Raw genomic sequence first — 17,463 nt, 5'->3', positions numbered from 1 at the left:
GGCAAACCTGCTTTCGCATTCGCCCTCTATCCATATCAGCATCGAATCGTCTCTGAATGATGCTGAGTATCGAGTTTAGAACAAGAGATTGCCCCCTCTCTGATCGCCAATACAATTGAAAAAAGGCTATGACAATTGCAGACCATTTAACTGAGCTGATGGGGCAACCCGTCAAAAACTACAATCCTGACGAAGGCTTAGTGAATCCCGCTGATACGGCGTATCGGCTGACCGTCGCTGATCTCGATTACGATTCTGAGATCAAAATTTTTGATCGAATGGCCGCTTTCTTTGAAGAGCCCCACGTCAGTGAGGTCACGAACCTCGTGATTGGCCTCTGGGACTGGGAAGGCTTTGAAGTGGATTCAAGGCCGATCGTAGAAGCCTTGGTCGCAGCCCAGGATCAACTCCCCCACCTCCAAGCACTGTTTCTCGGGGATATTGTGGGTGAGGAATGCGAAATTTCTTGGATTCAGCAAACGGATATTTCTCCCCTCTTTTTAGCCTATCCCCAGCTACGCTATCTGGGTGTGCGCGGTGGAGAAGGATTGCGGCTGGGTATTCCCACCCATGAACATCTACAAACCCTAGTGATTGAGAGTGGGGGATTAAGTGCTGCCGTTGTCCGAGATATTAGTGCCGCCCAACTTCCCAATCTGGAACACCTGGAATTATGGTTGGGGGAAGATAACTATGGAGGCGATACGACCGTTGAGGATTTATCCATCCTTTTGGCTGGGGAACGCTTTCCCCAGCTACGCTATCTGGGGCTAAGGGATAGTCAAATAGCAGACGAAATTGCGATCGCACTCGCCACTGCCCCCGTTTTGAATCAACTCAGCACCCTAGATTTATCCCTGGGCACTCTTACAGACCGTGGGGCCGAAGCCTTACTGGCTAGCCCTGATCTCCCCACCCTCGACAGGCTCGATCTTCATCATCATTATCTGTCAGAGGCAATGATGGCCCGTCTCCAAGCCCTACCCCTGACCGTTAATGTGGCAGATCGCCAGGAAGCTGACGAATATGATGGTGAGACTTGGCGATATATCGCTGTTTCTGAATAGCCGTGGGTGGATGTGCAGACCATTCCCCTCACTTTGTGGTGCTGGGGAATCCAGAGCGTCCCCGGATTCAATATTTTCAGACGGCCTTAAGACAGTTAGGGCTGGCCCCAGCAACGGTGATTGCCTATCAGGACTGGTTGACCCAGCCACACCGCTTAGAACACGTGCTTACCCCCCAGACCATTCTGCGCATTGAATCGCCTGGGCGGAATTTCACCGTAGAGAAACTGATCCTTGCCCAGGGAGTGACCGCCGCTGCCGCTGAAGCCTCTCCCTGGATTGATGCCGAATCAGCCCTCGCCTTGCCGGAACAACCGGGTCGTATTCTCTATCCTCGGCAGTGGTATTTAGGGTTTTGCCAAGTTCTGGCTCAGCTGCAGACCCAAATCACCCAGATAGGGGTGAGCCGATGGATGGCTTCGCCTGCAGAAATCCCCCTCTTATTTGATAAAATTCTCTGCCAAGCGCTGTTTCAACAACAACAGATCCCCATCCCCCAGCCCTTGGGGAGCATCACCTGTTTTGATGCCCTGATCAATCGGCTGCAAGCCACAGGCTGTCGGCGAGTTTTTATTAAGTTAGCCCACGGTTCCTCTGCCTCTGGGGTGATGGCATTGGCGCTGCAAGGCCCCAAAATTAAAGCCTGGACAACGGTGGAAGTCGTCTCTACAGGGCCAACCCTACAGCTATATAATTCTCGCAAAATTCAGCAGTACCAAGATCTGTCCACCATTGCGGCAATTGTGGATCAGCTCTGTCGAGAACGGGTGCAGGTGGAAGCCTGGGTGCCTAAAATGGGCCTTAATCAGCAAAGCTGTGATCTGCGGGTTGTGGTGATTGGCGGCAAAGCCCGCCAGGCCGTGGTTCGTCTGAGTCATAGCCCGATGACCAATCTGCATTTACTCAACCAACGCAGTTCCCCCGAACAGCTTATCGCTCGGGTGGGAACGGCAGTCTGGGATCAAGTCCTAGCGTATTGTGAGCAGGTTGCCCAACTCTTTCCTCACAGTTTGCATCTTGGGGTTGATGTGGCTGTGCTCTCGGATCATCGGCGGATCAAAGTTTTGGAGGCGAATGCCTTTGGCGATTTATTACCTCAGGTGACCTGGCGGGGGTTGGATACCTATACCACTGAAATTAAAACGGTGCTGCAGCAGCTGCTTCCGGTCAATGCTTTATGATCTGGGTGGCGGGTGACAGGAAACCCCAATGATCAATATGTGCCAGCTAGTGGGGAGCCACGATATTCTGCTGATGACGCTAGATACCCTCCGCTTTGATGTGGCCCAAACTTGCATCACCGACGGACGGACCCCTTTCCTAGCTTCTCTTCTGCCCGATGGCATCTGGGAAGAACGCCATTCTCCAGCCACCTTTACCTATGCGGCCCACCAGGCTTTTTTTGCGGGCTTTTTGCCCACGCCGATTACGCCAGGACAGCACCCCCGCTTATTTGCCGCCCAATTTCCTGGCAGTGAAACCACCCATGCCACCACCTACGTCTTTGATGCCCCTGATATCGTGACCGGGCTGGCCCAGGTGGGCTATCGAACCCTCTGCATTGGCGGGGTAGGGTTCTTTAATCAGCTCAGCCCCTTGGGGCAGGCGTTGCCCAGTTTATTTATGGATCGCTATTGGACTCCTGCTCTAGGCGTAACCGATCCCCAGTCAACGGCTCATCAGATCGAGCTTGCCGTCACCTGTTTACAAAGGATACCTACTGAGCAGCGGGTCTTTTTATTTGTGAATATCTCAGCTTTACACCAACCCAACTATATGTATCTGCCCGGTGCCACTTCCGACTCTTGGGCCTCCCATGCAGCGTCCTTAGCCTACGTTGATCGCCAACTGCCTCCCTTATTTGCAGCCTTACAGCAGCGGGCCTCTACCCTCTGCATTCTCTGTTCGGATCATGGGACGGCCTATGGTGAGGCGGGGTATGTGGGCCACCGGGTCAGTCATCCTGTGGTCTGGACGGTTCCCTATGCTGAGTTTGTGCTGCCGGAGCGTCAGCCATGAGTTCTTTGCAAGCAATGCTGTCGGCAGCTCCCTATCAAACCTATGCCTACTCCTACCCGCATAAAACGGCGTATCGGCCTTTGAGTCGACGTTATGCTCTGGAGGAGCTATGGGCTCAGGAAAATCGCCAGGCTCTATTTCTGTATGTGCATATTCCCTTTTGTGAAATGCGCTGTGGCTTTTGTAATCTGTTTACCCAGCATCACGCCCAGTCAGACGTGATTGCAGCTTATTTGCAGACTCTGGCTCGTCAGGCAAACGTGATTAAGTCCTGCCTAGGAGACGTCCAGTTTGCGCGCTTAGCCCTAGGTGGGGGAACGCCCTCCCTTCTCCATCCCGACCAGTTATCCTCACTGTTTGATCTGCTCTCAAACACGATGGGAGTTGATCTGGCCAGTACGCCGATCTCAGTGGAAGTGTCGCCTGGAACCTTAACGCCAGACAAGTTGGCCTGTTTGCGATCGCATCATGTCGACCGGATCAGTATCGGCATCCAGAGCTTTGTCGCAGCCGAGACAGCGGCAGCTGGACGCCCCCAACCCACAGAATTAGCGCAACAGGCCCTGGCCCAGATTCGCGATGGGGATTTCCCTATCCTCAATATTGATTTGATTTATGGACTACCCGGACAAACCCTCGACACTTGGCGGTATTCTCTGGAAACGGCCTTACAATTTCACCCGGAAGAGCTGTATCTATACCCGCTCTACGTTCGCCCTCTGACGGGTCTGGGACGCTCCGCTAAAAGCTGGCAGGATCAGCGCCGTTCCTACTACCGCTATGCTCGGGATTGGCTAGTGGCTCAAGGGTACCAGCAAGTGTCCATGCGGATGTTTCGCACCCCTGTCGCTACGGATCGGACAGGTCCAGTCTATTGCTGCCAAGAAGACGGCATGGTGGGCTTGGGATGTGGGGCACGGTCCTATACCCAGTCGCTCCACTACGCCAGCGAATATGCGGTGAGCAAGGCTCAGATTGCTAACATCATCAATACCTATATGGACAGTCCAGACGCCGCCTTCCCATTCGCTGAGTATGGGTTTGAGCTGGATGCCAACGATCAGCGCCGTCGCTATGTCATTCAGTCCCTCTTGCAGTCGTCAGGACTCGATCTACAGCGATATCAGCATCGCTTCCATCGTCCTGTATTCACCGATTTACCCGAATTAGCAGAGCTATTGGATTTAGGATTAGGGGAGCAGACCGCCACCCATCTTTGCCTTAACCCAGCTGGACTGGAGCAATCGGATACGATTGGGCCGTGGCTCTATTCCCAGAAAGTTCAGGATCGGATGGAGACCTACACATGGGCCTAGATTTGACGTTGCTTTATCGGGGACCACTGGTCAGCTGTAATTATGGCTGTGAGTACTGCCCCTTTGCCAAGCGATCGCAAACGGCAACCGAACTCAATCAGGATCGCCAAGCCCTGAAGCGCTTTGTGGACTGGATTCTTCAGCGGCCAGCAGGCGATCGGATCCGGGTCTTGTTTACACCGTGGGGGGAGGCCCTGATTCATCCCTGGTATCAGAGTGAGATCGCACGGCTCACTCACTGCCCGCAGGTGGAAAAAGTGGCCATTCAAACTAATCTGTCCTGTGCTTTAGGGTGGGTTGAAGCTTGCCATAAACCTAAACTTGGCCTGTGGACAACCTATCATCCCGTGGAAGTAAAACGGCAGCATTTTCTCCAGCAATGTCGAAGATTGATTGAAGGACAGATCCGTTTTAGCGTCGGCATTGTCGGCCTCAAAGCCCATCGAGCAGAAGCCCAAGCTCTTCGTCAAGCCCTGCCAGACTCGATTTATGTCTGGGTCAATGCCTACAAGCGCCAAGCGGATTACTATACTTCTGAAGACATTGCCCAGTTTACGGCCATCGATCCCCTCTTTGGGATTAACAATCAGGTCTATCCCAGTCTTGGACATCCTTGCCGTGCTGGTGAGTCCGTTCTCTCTGTCGATGGTGAAGGTAATCTGCGACGCTGCCATTTTATCCCAGAGCAGATAGGCAATCTCTATCAACCAGACTTAGAGCAAGCCCTATATGCGCGGCCCTGCACAAATGCCACCTGCCGTTGTCATATTGGTTATGTCCATATGCCTGAGTTAGGGTTAGATCAAATGTTTGGCACTGGTCTCTTAGAACGGATTCCCGAAGCATCTGGCCGCTTATTTGCATCCACCACCTTGAATTAAGGGATTATAGATGGTGTAGTGACCCTCACCTTTGTCTTTAGCACTGTACATCGCTATTTCAGCATTTTTCAGAATATTATCTGCGATAGCATACTTAGCGCTTCCATAGTCAATACCAATACTAGCGGCGATGGTTATTTCGTTACCCTGGATTTGAAAAGGTTGCTCTAAGAGTGCGAAAACCTTTTCTGCTAACTGATTGACACTGCTCTCATCGGTTAGCGTGTTGAGAAGAATGGCAAACTCGTCTCCACCAATACGGGCTAACATATCGTCGGGCTGAATCACTTCTGTTAACCCCATCGCTATCTGTTTCAACAGCTTATCTCCAACGGAGTAACCAAAGGTTTGGTTGATAGATCTAAAGCGATCGCAGTCCAAATACAGCACAGCAAATTGGTAAGATTCATCCATCTTGGCTAGAAAGAGGGATTGCTCCAGTCTTGTGAGAAACGAGATGCGGTTAGGAAGGGTCGTTAGATAGTCGGTATTACTAGTTTCTAGCAATTGACTGTTGGCCTGATGGAGCTGCCGATTTTGATCAAGCACCCACTGTTGCAGTTGAGCATTTAAGGCCAAGACTTTTTCTTGAGCATCCTTTAAGGACAGTTGGTTATGAACTCTAGCTAAAACCTCTTCTAATTGGAACGGTTTAGTTAAATAGTCTACACCGCCGACTTCGAAGGCTTTGACCTTATCCAATGGGTCATCTAGGGCACTGAGGAAAATAATTGGGATATTAGCTGTTTGGGGATTTTTCTTAAGTTGAATACAGACCTCATAGCCATTTAAGTCAGGCATCAGAATGTCTAGCAAGATTAAATCAGGCAGAAGCGAATCCACAGAATTGAGGGCCATTTCACCCCCTGTCGCTTTGCGAATGCTATACCCCTGAATGGCCAGCATATTAGAGAGCAGCCGTAAATTCTCTAACGTATCGTCTACGATCAGAATGTCACTCGGTAGTACAGATGTTGCAGGACTAGCAATTTCTGTTTTGATATTCGCATGATATTCAGTTATATCTGTGTCTAAACTATCTCTGTTTACGTCATTGGGGGTAGAAATCATTTGGATACCTCTTATTTCGTGGGATTTAGTGGGCAGGGAATTCAATCAGTTGGACCAGTTGTTCAAATTGATAATTTTCAATTAAGTGAGTTAACTCACTGGCTGTCGCCTGGTATTCGGGTGGAATTTGCTCAATGAGTTGCAGCAGCCGTAGATCATTTCCTTGCTTTGCCCGTTGGCCAAATTCCTCCAGCCATTCTGGAGACATTCCCCGTAAGCTATCTGGATTCAGACTGTCTCGCTGAGATGAATAAATCTGTTGATGGGCATTTAAGGACTGATGATCTGAGGTTGTCAGATATTGCACGCCTAAATGCGCTGCCATTTTTTGCAGGACTTCATTTTGCTGAAAGGGTTTACGCACGAAGTCATCACATCCTGCGTCCAGGACTTTTTGCTTGTTCTCTTCAAATACACTGGCAGTAAGAGCAATCACAATCGTGTTTTTACCCTGTACTGCTGCCTTAATCTGCTGAGTGGCTTGATAACCATCCATTTCAGGCATCTGCATATCCATCCAAATCAAATGGGGCTGCCAATCTTGCCAGAGTGAGATCGCCGCTTGGCCATTCGCCGCTTCTTGCACTGAAAAGCCCATCATGTTCAAAAACTCAACGAGCGGTTGTCGATTCGTTTGCTCATCGTCGACTACTAAAATACGAAACTGAGGTTGATCGGGTGCTAAACTAACTGGCTGCAGGGTAGTCGTAGCGTCATTGCCCATCATCACTTCAGTGGCAACGACTAAGGGAATATTGAACGTAAAGGTCGATCCTTGCCCCTCTTGTGTCTGAACGGTGAGGTCACCTCCCATGAGCCTGACAAATTGCTCGCTAATACTGAGTCCTAATCCAGTTCCTTCTCTCGATTGCCGACCCACATTTCCCTGCTCAAAGGCATGGAAGAGTTGATCCAAACTCTCTGAGTCAATTCCCGGCCCTGTATCTCTGATGGCAAAGGATAGGATTTGTGAGTCCACAGAAACATATAAATCAATCTGCCCTTGCTGGGTAAATTTAATGGCATTACCTAGGAGGTTAATTAAAACTTGCCGTAACTTGCTTTGATCCGCCTTGATATAGCGAGGAACATGGGCTTGACCATGAAACGAGAGCTGAAGCTGCTTATGGGCGGCTTTGAGACTAAACAGGTCTTCCAGTTCGGTGAGGAGATTGTAGAGATCAAAACTCATGGCCTTGAGATGGAGTTGTCCAGCCTCAATTTTGGACATTTCCAGGACATCATTGATCAGCGCTAACAGGTGGTTGCCACTGCGATTAATCGTATGCACGTACTGGGCCTCTTGCTTTGCTAAATGTTCAGACCGCTGCATCAATTGGGCATAACCCAAAATGGCGTTGAGTGGCGTGCGCAGTTCGTGACTCATGTGACTTAAAAAATCGCTTTTGGCCCGGTTTGCTCTTTCAGCCTCCTCTTTTGCTGCTTTCAGTGCCTCTGCCTGCTTTTGAGAGTGAACTAATAATTCCGCCTGCTGAACGGCTACCCCTAACTGCGTCCCCACTTGCGTCATAATTTGAATGGCTGATGGATCCCAATCGTAAGGGGCAACATCTATGGTGGCCATGAGTAACCCCCACAGATGAGTGCCATCGACAATGGGAAGCACCAGGTATGATTTGATCTTTAATCGTTCTAAAACTTTCAGGGTATAAGGATCAAAACCAAATTCTTTGACATCAGGAATGACGTTGCAACTCATCGCTTGACCCGTATCTCCCAAGGCAAATTCATACTGATAGGTCTGAGTGAGGATTTGTTTAATGCCCGCTGTTGGGGAAATATCGGCTGTTTGTGCTCCCGGTCTTGTCGCCTTGAGTGCCATGATCGAAGGGCTATTGGGGCTTACGGATTCAGCCACTAAGGTGCCACTCCAATCGGATTTAAATTGATACACTAAGGTGCGATCACAACCCATAAACTGTCTTAATTCCTCAGTCGTATCAGCAAAAATGGTTTGGATATCCAAAGTTTGCCGCATTCGCTGAATAATCCCTGAAAATGCCTGCTCTCGCTCAGCAGATTTTTGTAATTTGGCGGTCCGTTCTTGAACCAATATTTCTAAACTGTCATTCAAGGTTCGGAGTTCAACTTCTGCGCGTTGTCGTTCCCGAATCTCTTGTTGCAACACCTTGTTGATGGCTTCCAATTGTTCCGGTGTTTTTAGCGATAAAAATTTTGGCAATTGAGTGGCCATCTCGGTCGCTGTAACACAGGAGACGAGCGCCGTCAGGGCTTGCTCAGTCCCAGATAACCAATAGGCGGGGTGCCACAAAGTCCAAATTTCCAATAAATGTCCCGTACCACACAGAACAATAAAGGCCCCAAACAGCAAAAATATATTTTGAAAAGGAACATCGCTCCGTTTGGAAACGAAGTAGACTAGCATCAAAGGAATAGAAAAATAAGCAATAGCGATCAGTAAATCACTCACCACATGTAACCCGACCAAAGGAGTTTGCCATAGATAGCAATGTCCATGCGGTATATATTGCTCAGGTGATAGCAAATTGTTTAAAGCTTTCCACAGACTATTCATAGAATTTGACAAGGAATACAGGTGCGTACGCCTCTCATGGAGGCCAATTTATGCACTGTTGATTTTTATAGATATTGTTATGCTTGGAAATTTCTCTTTCAGTTTCAGCTTTCCCAAGCAAAGGGATTAATCTGCACTAGCATCAATGACATCTAACGCTGTCATATGGGTTATGTTCAATTCCCGCCGCGTTTGATCGCAATACACTATTCTGCTCAAACCACACAGTGATGTGAATCATCCTGGGCACAGGTGAAGTAATGCCCACAGCGATTGGTAATAGCCCCTTGTCAACAATGCTTGTGATTAGTGGGTCCAACGGGACTGGGCGGACTCGAACCGCCGACCTAGCGCTTAGGAGGCGCTTGCTCTATCCAACTGAGCCACAGCCCCAGCATAAGAGACATCCTAACAGGGTATTAACTCCGATCATAAGGTCACAGGATAATAACAAGTTATTTTTAGGACGAACATATAGAGTTATCAATGCTTGGAACAATGCTGTTAGGTACTGGGGGCGTTTATGGCTTTGGTAATTCCCCTACGGTTATGAATAGCTAAAGACATTTGGACCACTAAAGCAACGAGCTTATCCTTTGCCTAACGATGTACTAATGCTATTCGTTGGAAGAAGTTATGAAGTCAGAGGACCATCGTTTTGGTGAACGGGGCATGGTCAGCTCTAATGAAAAGTGCCTGGAAAGCCATGCCTGCGATAGCTGCAAGGCTCAGTTTGGTCATCATCACCTAGACCACACAAGCCAAGCTGTTACTAACTTTTTGTTGCGGTATTTTAAGATTTAATTCAGTATATTTACGAATGTTGTTTTTCTTTTAACTAAAGATAATAGATAAGTCTGTTTTTGCGTGACCTCTAGAGGGCATCAACGGTTGAGTCATCTAACCTAAAAATTTTTTTGTTGTTAAAAAGTAATGTATTGTATACTGAACTTACCATTATCCAGATGTATTTTAGTTCTTAACGGAATCGAAATCCTAAGCGAAAATTAGCTCGCAGATTCAGGCAGTGCTCTCTCTTTTTTACATGGTGCTATCTGTATCAAAGAGGCGACGTCAAATGACATTCACTTTCCACAACTCAATCAACTAGATTGACGAGTTATTTCCTCTTGTATGTACCATGTTTGAACATGGGAATTGACCAGTGTGATTAGGGCTGTTTGCCTCAGTTCTAAATGAAGTGATAGCGATTTAGACTGTTTTACTCAAGTGGACTTTCGGCTATGTTTGGCAATCTATCAGAATTTTCCTTGCCCGAACTTTTGCAAATGTTTGAACGCTCTAGTAAGACGGGGCGACTTTCGGTTTGGAGCCCATCTGGCGTTCATCGTATTTGGTTCTATCAAGGACGAGTTATAGCAACCTTGGCGCCAGATGATCGATATCACTTAAAATCAATGCTTCTGTCTATGGGGAACCTCAGCCCTGAATGTATTTCATGCATAAAAGCATTAAAAGATCCCAGAGAACCCATCGGTAAATCTCTCAAAAAACGGGAGCTGATTGATAACTCAATTCTGGCCCTTGCTTTTCGTCAACAAATTAAAGTTGGAGTGTATAAGCTTTTTCAGCTGCAATCGGGGCAGTTCAGATTTGCCACCAATGCTCCAATGCCTTATGAAGAAATGACGGGCTTGAGTAAAGGCGGAAGGGAAGTAGCAATCGCAGGTTTGCGATATCTTGAAACAATATTTCAGGATGAAAATACCTTACCCCAACCCGATTGTATCTTTGCACCTACCTCCGATGAGCTACCGTTACTCAAGCTCTCTCCATTAGAGTGGGGGCTGTTAGAAAAAGCGTCCCCACAACACAAGCTACATGAGCTCGCCAAAATAATACAAGCTGATTTGCTAGAGGTACGCAAAGCTTGTCGTCGTTTAGTTGCTGTGGGATTACTGGAAGAGATCGTGGCAACACCTGTCGCCTCTACTTCCTCTATCCCTGCGCCAAACAAGAAGCCTCTTTCGCCCCCCAGCGTAGCGGTGGCACAATCAAGCTCTGCATCTTCCACCACTACTCCCCAAAACAGAGAGGCTTCCCCACCGCCACCTGCCTCTGAGGTTAACCCCACGCTACTCAGCCGTTTAGCAACGCTCTTGAAATCAGTAAGCTAGTGAGCGCATCTCTGGAAAAGCGAGTGAGTTATTAGAGACTTTATTGAACCCTTGGGGGGTGAGAGATTAATATACAAGCTTTTCTTCGGCAAAAATATTAGGACTGATGGAAGATCGATGAGGTATTTTTAGAGCTCTTCTTAAAGAAGAATAATCTGTTATTTGTATAAAATATTGCATTTTCTCTGGCTTTTTGAGGTATTGATAGTTGATTATTAAAGCCAGTTATAAATCAGATACAAAAAATTAATTAAATGGTTAATTTGTTTGATTCTAGGGAATACTAGTATAGTGCGATTTTAAAACTTAATTATTGGAGCAATTAACTCAATCTAAGTTTTCTATGCAATCTTTCTTTGAGGGTTGTTTATTCTAATTTTAGTTGCAATATCGCACTAGAAGCTTTGGTTAGTAAACATTGCATTTTATGCTTTTTTATTCATTGACTGAGCTTCAGTATCTATGTGATTCAATACATGTCATATTAGGAGCCTTAACATGGCAAATTTATCTTCTTTGCAAGGTGCATTGCAAAATTTTGTGGCAGGTAGTGCTTCAGTGCAAGGTGCTGCTGTAGTAACACCTGATGGACTACCTTTGGCCTCGGTTCTACCTGGCAATATGGATGAGGAAAAAACGGCTGCAATGTCTGCAGCAATGTTATCTCTGGGTGAGCGGATTGGCACAGAGTTAGCTCGAGGTGAGATCGACCGTATTTTTGTCCAAGGTAAAACTGGTTATGGTGTTTTAACCAGCTGTGGCGAAGACGCTATGTTGCTGACCTTAGCCAGTGAAGATGCTAAGCAAGGCCTGTTGTTTATGGAAATTAAGCAAATGACTCAGCGGATTAGCGCAGCCTTGAATCCTGCAACCTTCGGTGCTTCTTAGTCTTTAGATCATTTAGAAAATCAAATGGAGTTAGAAATGTCAGCAACATTACGTCCCGAATTGGGCGATTTCAGCAGTATTGTTTGCTTTAAGGCTGTAATCACAGGAATGGAAGAGGCTTTAGGGGTCAAAGCAACTGCAATTGCCCTCACTTCTGCCGGCCGAACTCGTGGCAAGAATCTTGCGGCAGACTTGGATTTAGTGGGCAAAGAACTATCGATGGAAGAATTAACCAGCAAAGTTTCCTTTGCTTTAGGCAAAGATGGCACTCGCTTGTTTGTGCTCGACAAACTGGAAAAAGTCGGCGATAACTACAGAGCCTACACCCAGGAAACCGTTTGCTCTGCTGGTGAACCCCAAGGATCAGATCGCCAATGCACCTTTACGCTGGGTGCAATGCAGGGTGCTCTAGAGGCTATCACGGGCCAGCGTTTCCGAGGCAAGCATATTGAATCCGTACTTCGCGGTGGGACCCACGATGTCTTTGAATACACACCACTAGGCTAGCAATTTTAGACTAGATCGTGGCTAGTGCAGATATTGGGTAAGGGGAGAGAGGCTCTTCTTGCCCAATGTTTTAGCATATCCATTTTTTGTAAGGAGGAGCACTGCTTCAGTGAGGGAATCAACTCGGAATATTCTCAAAATTGTTGTGACGGGTCCAGTGGGTGCAGGCAAGACAACATTTATCCGCACTATTAGTGAAATTGAGGTAATAGATACGGATCGTAAACCGACTGATGAAACGGCTCAAATGAAATCGGGTACTACCGTAGCTATGGATTTTGGCCGGATAACATTAGGGGATGAGATGTGGGTGCAGATTTACGGTACACCGGGGCAACAGCGCTTTGACTTTATGTGGGATCTCCTGATACAGGGTGCCCATGGTTATGTGTTGTTGGTTCCTGCACACCTACCGGGTAGTATTCGCGAGGCTCGCAACATTCGAACGTTTATGCAACAGCGCACTAATGTTCCCTTTGTGGTTGGCATTACCCATGCTGATCATCCCGATGCGTGGGACCTTGAAGACATTCAGATGGGGTTAGAGGACTATCAAGCTACCGCTTCCTATATTGTCTTGAATGCCAATGAGCGGCCATCAGTAGCCGAAACGCTTCTGGCATTGCTAGGACAACTTCAGGCAACAATGGCTGCATAATTGAGTTACACGCTTTTTCGGCATGTGTGAATTGAAGAGACCTATCGTTTTTTATGGTTTGGGATGTGGTAATAGCTTAAGGCCGATATAGCAATTGAAGGGCTAATGCTCGGCCATACTGAATTGGATAGGTAAGCTAGAAACTTTTAGCCTATCAATCATGCCTGGCACACCGTCTAAGCTCTACTTTCTAGTTCAGGCAATAAGTCTGGCTACCATACTCTAGACAATCCCTTGCATACAGCGTCAAAGGGGTTATTTATTTTATAACGAACATATGTTATAAAATAAATAACCCCTCAATCACAAGCATTCCTGCCCATGCCTAAGGTTGTCGATCGCAAGCAGTATCGAAAAGAGTTGCTGAATGGATGTGTGGAACTCTTCGCCCAGAAGGGATATGGCTCCATCACCATGCGGCAGATTGCCGAAGGGCTGGGTGTTTCGACTGGTACGCTATATCACTATTTCCAGAGCAAAGAAGATATTTTTATGCAGCTTGTTCAGGAGCTGTGTGAAGAAGATATCTCCCGGTTCTTTGCCCAAGCTCCTGAGGCAGAAACCTTGGAAGCTCGTCTACAGGCCGTGATGGCGTTCGTGTTGAAAAGCCTTCAGTTCTATCAGCAGCAGATGTTGCTATGGGTCGACTTCTATCAACACACTCGAGCCAGTAGTGACGAGGAACTACAGTTCCTCCGCCAGATCTGGAATGGGACTCGTGATGCAGCAGTGGATTACTTACAGCTCCCGAATACGGAGTTAGCCGACTTCCTAATGATTTTTATTGACGGTCTGATTATTCAATGTGTCTATAACCGAGACATTGAAGATACAGACTGGTTCCATCACCAAAGCCAACTTATGATTCAAATGGTCCTTAGCCATGAACAGTTGTCCCCTCAAACTTAAACCCAAGCCCTGGTTAGTCGGTGCATTGATGGCTGCCATCGCAGCTAGTGGCGGTATTGTCGTTGTCGGACTGGCCCAAAGCGGCTGGCAAACCTCCGCAGATTCCAGTGCCGTACAACCCAAAACCTTACCGAATATTGCCGCTTTAGGCCGACTTGAACCCACGGGTGAGATTGTCAAAGTCGCCGCCCCCTTGACCCTGGACGGCGATCGCCTCGCCACACTCAAGGTCAAACTGGGAGATACCGTCCAGGCAGGTGATCCGATCGCCGTATTGGATTCCCGCGATCGCTTGCTAGATGAGGTGGCCCAAGCTCAAGCCCAGCTCCGTGTCGCCCAGGTCAAGCTAGCCCAGGTAAGAGCAGGCGCTAAACCGGGAGCCATCAATGCCCAACGGTCAACGGTCTCCCAAGAGTCTGCTGAGTTAACGGGGCAATTGCGAATTCAACGGCAAACCATTGCCCGACTGGAAGCCCAATACGAGGGCGATCGCAGTGCCCAAACCGCAGCCGTTCAACGACTACAAGCAGAACTGCGCACAGCCCAAACAGAACTGGCCCGTTATCAATCTCTCTACCAAGCAGGAGCCGTTTCTGCATCCTTGTTCGATAGTAAGCAGTTGAGTGTAGATACCACCCGCCAAGCCTTGAAGCAGGCCACTGCAGAACGCTCTCGCACCGACGGCATTGCCCAGCGCCGTCTCCGAGAAGCCCAGGCTGAGTTGGGTCGGCTGGAAAGTACCGGGCAAGCTCAGGTGGCAACGGCCCAATCTCGACTGGCAGAAGTGGCAGAAGTCCGTTCCGTGGATATCCAAATGGCTCAAGCAGAGGTGGAATCGGCTCGGGTTGCCCACACCAAAGCTCAGAAAAATCTGGATCGAGCCACCATCAAAGCCCCGAGTGATGGGCAGATTCTCAAGATCTACACCCGACCTGGTGAGCAGATGAGCAGTGACGGCATTGTCGCTTTGGGGCAAACAGAGCAGATGTTGGTGGTGGCAGAAGTTTACCAAAGTGATATTCACCGAGTTCAAGTGGGACAGGCCGCCACGATCCGAGGCCAAGGGTTTCCTGGTGAACTGCGCGGCAAAGTGATGGAGCTAGGCCGTCAAATTAGTCGTCAGCAGGTCTTTAGTGGCGATCCTGGCGAAAATCTGGATCGTCGCGTGGTTGAGGTCAAGATTGCCCTTGAGCCAAAGGACAGCCAACAGGTTGCCAATCTGAGCAATTTGCAGGTGCAGACGGTGATCCAAATTGCCGATGACTCTTGATTTGGCATTTTTTATAACGAACGTTTGATTTTGGAAAGTGGCCATGAACAGTTGGATTAAGCGAAAACGGCCCAAGTTTCTGAAGAGAACCCCTTTGGCTTGGCACCAGGTGACGCGAGAGCGGACGCGGTTACTGGTTGCGATCGCAGGTATTGCCTTCGCCGATATGCTGATTTTTATCCAGATGGGTTTTGAAGGGGCTTTATTCGATGCCGCCGTCCAGCCCCATCGCAATTTGCAGGCCGATCTAGTCTTAACCAATCCCCAGATGCAGACTCTGTTCTCCGTCAAGGCCTTTTCCCGTGCCCGGCTGTATCAGACCCTGGCCCATCCCCAAGTCAAGTCCGTGAATGGGGTTTATATTGCCACCGGACAGTGGAAGAATCCTGAGACCAAACGAGAGCGAGCCATTTTAGTCTGGGGCATTGACCCGGCTGAGCCGTCCTTTAAGTTCCCGGACGTCACAAACAATCAGGATAAAATTCAGCCCCTGCATCGCGTCTTATTTGACCAGGCCGGACGACCAGAATATGGATTTACCACGACTGCCTTTGAGCAAAAGGGGCATTTCGCCGCCGAACTGAATAACAAACTGATTCAGGTGGACGGGGTGTTCACCAACGGGGCGTCCTTTGCTGCCGATGGCAATGTGATTGCCAGTGACTCCACCTTTCTGCAGCTGTTTCCGAACCGGAGTCCAGAGCAGATTGAAGTAGGGCTGATTCAGCTACAGTCGGGGGCCAACCTGGCACAGGTCCAGGCCGATCTAGAGGCTCTGCTACCCAACGATGTTTTAGTCGGCACCACCGAAGACTTTGCCCAGATTGAACGGGACTACTGGGCCAACGGCACTGGAATTGGCTTTATTTTTGGCCTTGGGGTGGGGGTGGGCTTTATTGTTGGCATCGTGATTGTCTATCAGATTCTCTATGCTGATGTGTCTGAGCATTTGCCCGAATATGCCACCTTGAAAGCCATGGGCTACACGGATAACTATCTGTTGGGGATGCTCATCCAAGAAGCCCTCCTTCTGGCTGTTCTCGGATATTTACCCAGTGTGGGATTAGCCTTAGGACTATATCAACTCGCCTTTGCGGCCACCATGCTGCCCATTTCCATGACCGCGCAACGGGCAACCACCGTTTTGATTATGACTATTCTGATGTGTTCGATGTCGGGGGCCATTGCCATGCGTAAGCTAAGGGCTGCGGATCCAGCCGATATCTTTTAGTCCTTTACGATTCAACCTGATGATAAACCTTATTCCTGTTGCCGAAAATCTATGGAATGCCACCCAACCCTTTAGCTATCTAGGTTTGGAAGTTGGCATTCGTATGGTGATTGTCCGCCTGAACAGCGGCGAGCTGCTTCTCATTTCTCCCATTCAACTCCAAGCCAGTGATTGCGCCACCCTCGATGCTTTGGGGCTTGTTAGTCATCTGATTGCCCCAAACCTATTCCATCACCTATTTTTTGGCCCAGCTCAATCCCTCTACCCAGAGGCCAAGGCCTGGGGGGTAGAGGGATTAGCAGAAAAGCGTCCTGATCTGAAACTAGACGGTTTGTTAAATCAGGCTGGCAACTTTGGTCCTGACATGGAGTACCTGCCGTTGGAAGGGTTTGGCGCCCTTTTACCCCGAGGTATTTGTTTTGCCCATGAAACGGTCTTTTGGCATCGACCCAGTCGTAGTTTGATTCTTACGGATAGTTCATTTCATTTTGACGAGACGTTTCCCTGGGGTACCCAGTTAGCAGCACGGCTTATGGGCTCTTACAAGGTCTTGAAGCCGTCCTATTTCGAAAAATTGGGCAGCCGTGACAAGGCTCAGGTGAAAGCCTCCGTTCGTCAGGTGTTGGCCTGGGATTTTGATCGGGTCATTATGGCCCATGGCAGCATCGTCGAAACCGATGGTAAAGCCCAATTTACTGCGGGCTTTGAGTGGTTGCTGGGCGAAACCTTATAGCCTTTTGTTCTGGAGTAATTCCCATGTCTAACGTTATTATTGCCCACCAACTTAACCATTCCTTTGGCGAAGGCCAGCTCCAGAAGCAGGTCTTATTCGATATCAATTTGGAGATTGAGGCGGGTGAAATTGTGATTCTCACGGGTCCTTCTGGATCAGGGAAGACAACATTACTCACATTACTGGGAGGCTTAAGGGCAGCCCAAAGCGGCAGTCTC

At 48.5% G+C, this 17,463-nt stretch carries 16 protein-coding genes and 1 tRNA gene; 14 read left to right on the top strand and 3 right to left on the bottom strand.

Annotation, left to right across the window (positions count from 1 at the left end):
• Nucleotides 1-128: 128 nt before the first annotated feature.
• From Q0986_RS12560 to Q0986_RS12540, 5 genes are read left to right on the top strand one after another with little or no spacing between them, the layout of a single operon-like run.
• Nucleotides 129-1,067, top strand: a complete 939-nt coding sequence (locus Q0986_RS12560; protein WP_299410686.1) for an STM4015 family protein — start codon at nucleotides 129-131, stop codon at nucleotides 1,065-1,067.
• 2 nt (nucleotides 1,068-1,069) lie between these two features.
• Nucleotides 1,070-2,248: an STM4014 family protein gene (locus Q0986_RS12555; RefSeq protein WP_299410684.1), complete on the top strand. Its 1,179-nt coding sequence runs from the start codon at nucleotides 1,070-1,072 to the stop codon at nucleotides 2,246-2,248.
• A 28-nt stretch (nucleotides 2,249-2,276) separates the two neighbouring features.
• Nucleotides 2,277-3,086, top strand: a complete 810-nt coding sequence (locus Q0986_RS12550) for an STM4013/SEN3800 family hydrolase (RefSeq protein ID WP_299410683.1) — start codon at nucleotides 2,277-2,279, stop codon at nucleotides 3,084-3,086.
• Entirely contained in the window at nucleotides 3,083-4,402 is a 1,320-nt protein-coding gene (locus Q0986_RS12545; RefSeq protein ID WP_299410681.1) for an STM4012 family radical SAM protein, read from the top strand. The genes Q0986_RS12550 and Q0986_RS12545 overlap by 4 nt, the downstream gene beginning before the upstream one ends.
• Nucleotides 4,393-5,283, top strand: a complete 891-nt coding sequence (locus tag Q0986_RS12540) for an STM4011 family radical SAM protein (protein WP_299410679.1) — start codon at nucleotides 4,393-4,395, stop codon at nucleotides 5,281-5,283. The genes Q0986_RS12545 and Q0986_RS12540 overlap by 10 nt, the downstream gene beginning before the upstream one ends.
• On the opposite strand, the gene Q0986_RS12535 is transcribed toward Q0986_RS12540, so the two are convergent.
• The 3 genes from Q0986_RS12535 to Q0986_RS12525 form a co-directional block, all read right to left on the bottom strand.
• Nucleotides 5,257-6,354, bottom strand: coding sequence for a diguanylate cyclase (locus tag Q0986_RS12535; RefSeq protein ID WP_299410677.1), 1,098 nt, complete (start codon nucleotides 6,352-6,354; stop codon nucleotides 5,257-5,259). The two genes, Q0986_RS12540 and Q0986_RS12535, sit on opposite strands and share 27 nt — an antisense overlap.
• Nucleotides 6,355-6,379: 25 nt before the next feature.
• Nucleotides 6,380-8,911: an ATP-binding protein gene (locus Q0986_RS12530; protein WP_299410674.1), complete on the bottom strand. Its 2,532-nt coding sequence runs from the start codon at nucleotides 8,909-8,911 to the stop codon at nucleotides 6,380-6,382.
• Nucleotides 8,912-9,230: 319 nt separating this feature from the next.
• A tRNA-Arg gene (locus Q0986_RS12525) sits at nucleotides 9,231-9,304 on the bottom strand.
• Nucleotides 9,305-10,155: 851 nt separating this feature from the next.
• Between Q0986_RS12525 and Q0986_RS12520 the strand changes: the two genes are divergently transcribed.
• From Q0986_RS12520 to Q0986_RS12480, 9 genes are all read left to right on the top strand, one after another.
• Nucleotides 10,156-11,049 carry a DUF4388 domain-containing protein gene (locus Q0986_RS12520; protein WP_299410671.1) on the top strand — a complete coding sequence of 298 codons (894 nt, stop codon included), beginning with the start codon at nucleotides 10,156-10,158 and terminating at the stop codon, nucleotides 11,047-11,049.
• Between the two features lie 498 nt (nucleotides 11,050-11,547).
• A complete protein-coding gene (locus Q0986_RS12515) occupies nucleotides 11,548-11,937 on the top strand; it encodes a roadblock/LC7 domain-containing protein (RefSeq protein ID WP_299410669.1) in 390 nt (129 codons plus the stop codon).
• Between the two features lie 36 nt (nucleotides 11,938-11,973).
• Nucleotides 11,974-12,444 (top strand): hydrocarbon-binding protein, encoded by a 471-nt coding sequence (locus tag Q0986_RS12510; RefSeq protein ID WP_299410666.1) that lies wholly within the window; start codon nucleotides 11,974-11,976, stop codon nucleotides 12,442-12,444.
• A gap of 109 nt (nucleotides 12,445-12,553) precedes the next feature.
• The gene (locus tag Q0986_RS12505; protein ID WP_299410664.1) at nucleotides 12,554-13,102 is read left to right on the top strand and encodes an ATP/GTP-binding protein; all 549 of its coding nucleotides are present in this window, start codon (nucleotides 12,554-12,556) and stop codon (nucleotides 13,100-13,102) included.
• 321 nt (nucleotides 13,103-13,423) lie between these two features.
• Entirely contained in the window at nucleotides 13,424-14,011 is a 588-nt protein-coding gene (locus Q0986_RS12500; protein ID WP_299410662.1) for a TetR/AcrR family transcriptional regulator, read from the top strand.
• The gene (locus tag Q0986_RS12495) at nucleotides 13,986-15,281 is read left to right on the top strand and encodes an HlyD family efflux transporter periplasmic adaptor subunit (protein WP_299410659.1); all 1,296 of its coding nucleotides are present in this window, start codon (nucleotides 13,986-13,988) and stop codon (nucleotides 15,279-15,281) included. Before Q0986_RS12500 ends, Q0986_RS12495 begins: the two co-directional genes overlap by 26 nt.
• Nucleotides 15,282-15,324: 43 nt before the next feature.
• Nucleotides 15,325-16,512: an ABC transporter permease DevC gene (gene devC / locus Q0986_RS12490; protein WP_299410657.1), complete on the top strand. Its 1,188-nt coding sequence runs from the start codon at nucleotides 15,325-15,327 to the stop codon at nucleotides 16,510-16,512.
• 19 nt (nucleotides 16,513-16,531) lie between these two features.
• A complete protein-coding gene (locus Q0986_RS12485; protein ID WP_299410655.1) occupies nucleotides 16,532-17,245 on the top strand; it encodes a DUF4336 domain-containing protein in 714 nt (237 codons plus the stop codon).
• A gap of 23 nt (nucleotides 17,246-17,268) precedes the next feature.
• Nucleotides 17,269-17,463 (top strand): ATP-binding cassette domain-containing protein (locus Q0986_RS12480; protein WP_299410652.1); only part of this gene is annotated, 195 nt, incomplete at its 3' end.

The organism is Acaryochloris sp. IP29b_bin.148 (genome assembly GCF_028285565.1).
In the GTDB taxonomy this organism is placed as follows: domain Bacteria; phylum Cyanobacteriota; class Cyanobacteriia; order Thermosynechococcales; family Thermosynechococcaceae; genus Acaryochloris.
This window is presented reverse-complemented; position numbering and strand designations above follow the sequence as displayed.

What these genes read in the sequence shown, in the direction of transcription:
- Q0986_RS12560 (WP_299410686.1), top strand. Translation starts at nt 129, where the DNA reads ATGACAATTGCAGACCATTTAACTGAGCTGATGGGGCAACCCGTCAAA.
- Q0986_RS12550 (WP_299410683.1), top strand. Translation starts at nt 2,277, where the DNA reads ATGATCAATATGTGCCAGCTAGTGGGGAGCCACGATATTCTGCTGATG.
- Q0986_RS12545 (WP_299410681.1), top strand. Translation starts at nt 3,083, where the DNA reads ATGAGTTCTTTGCAAGCAATGCTGTCGGCAGCTCCCTATCAAACCTAT.
- Q0986_RS12540 (WP_299410679.1), top strand. Translation starts at nt 4,393, where the DNA reads ATGGGCCTAGATTTGACGTTGCTTTATCGGGGACCACTGGTCAGCTGT.
- Q0986_RS12535 (WP_299410677.1), bottom strand. Translation starts at nt 6,354, where the DNA reads ATGATTTCTACCCCCAATGACGTAAACAGAGATAGTTTAGACACAGAT.
- Q0986_RS12530 (WP_299410674.1), bottom strand. Translation starts at nt 8,911, where the DNA reads ATGAATAGTCTGTGGAAAGCTTTAAACAATTTGCTATCACCTGAGCAA.
- Q0986_RS12520 (WP_299410671.1), top strand. Translation starts at nt 10,156, where the DNA reads ATGTTTGGCAATCTATCAGAATTTTCCTTGCCCGAACTTTTGCAAATG.
- Q0986_RS12515 (WP_299410669.1), top strand. Translation starts at nt 11,548, where the DNA reads ATGGCAAATTTATCTTCTTTGCAAGGTGCATTGCAAAATTTTGTGGCA.
- Q0986_RS12510 (WP_299410666.1), top strand. Translation starts at nt 11,974, where the DNA reads ATGTCAGCAACATTACGTCCCGAATTGGGCGATTTCAGCAGTATTGTT.
- Q0986_RS12500 (WP_299410662.1), top strand. Translation starts at nt 13,424, where the DNA reads ATGCCTAAGGTTGTCGATCGCAAGCAGTATCGAAAAGAGTTGCTGAAT.
- Q0986_RS12495 (WP_299410659.1), top strand. Translation starts at nt 13,986, where the DNA reads ATGAACAGTTGTCCCCTCAAACTTAAACCCAAGCCCTGGTTAGTCGGT.
- devC (WP_299410657.1), top strand. Translation starts at nt 15,325, where the DNA reads ATGAACAGTTGGATTAAGCGAAAACGGCCCAAGTTTCTGAAGAGAACC.
- Q0986_RS12485 (WP_299410655.1), top strand. Translation starts at nt 16,532, where the DNA reads ATGATAAACCTTATTCCTGTTGCCGAAAATCTATGGAATGCCACCCAA.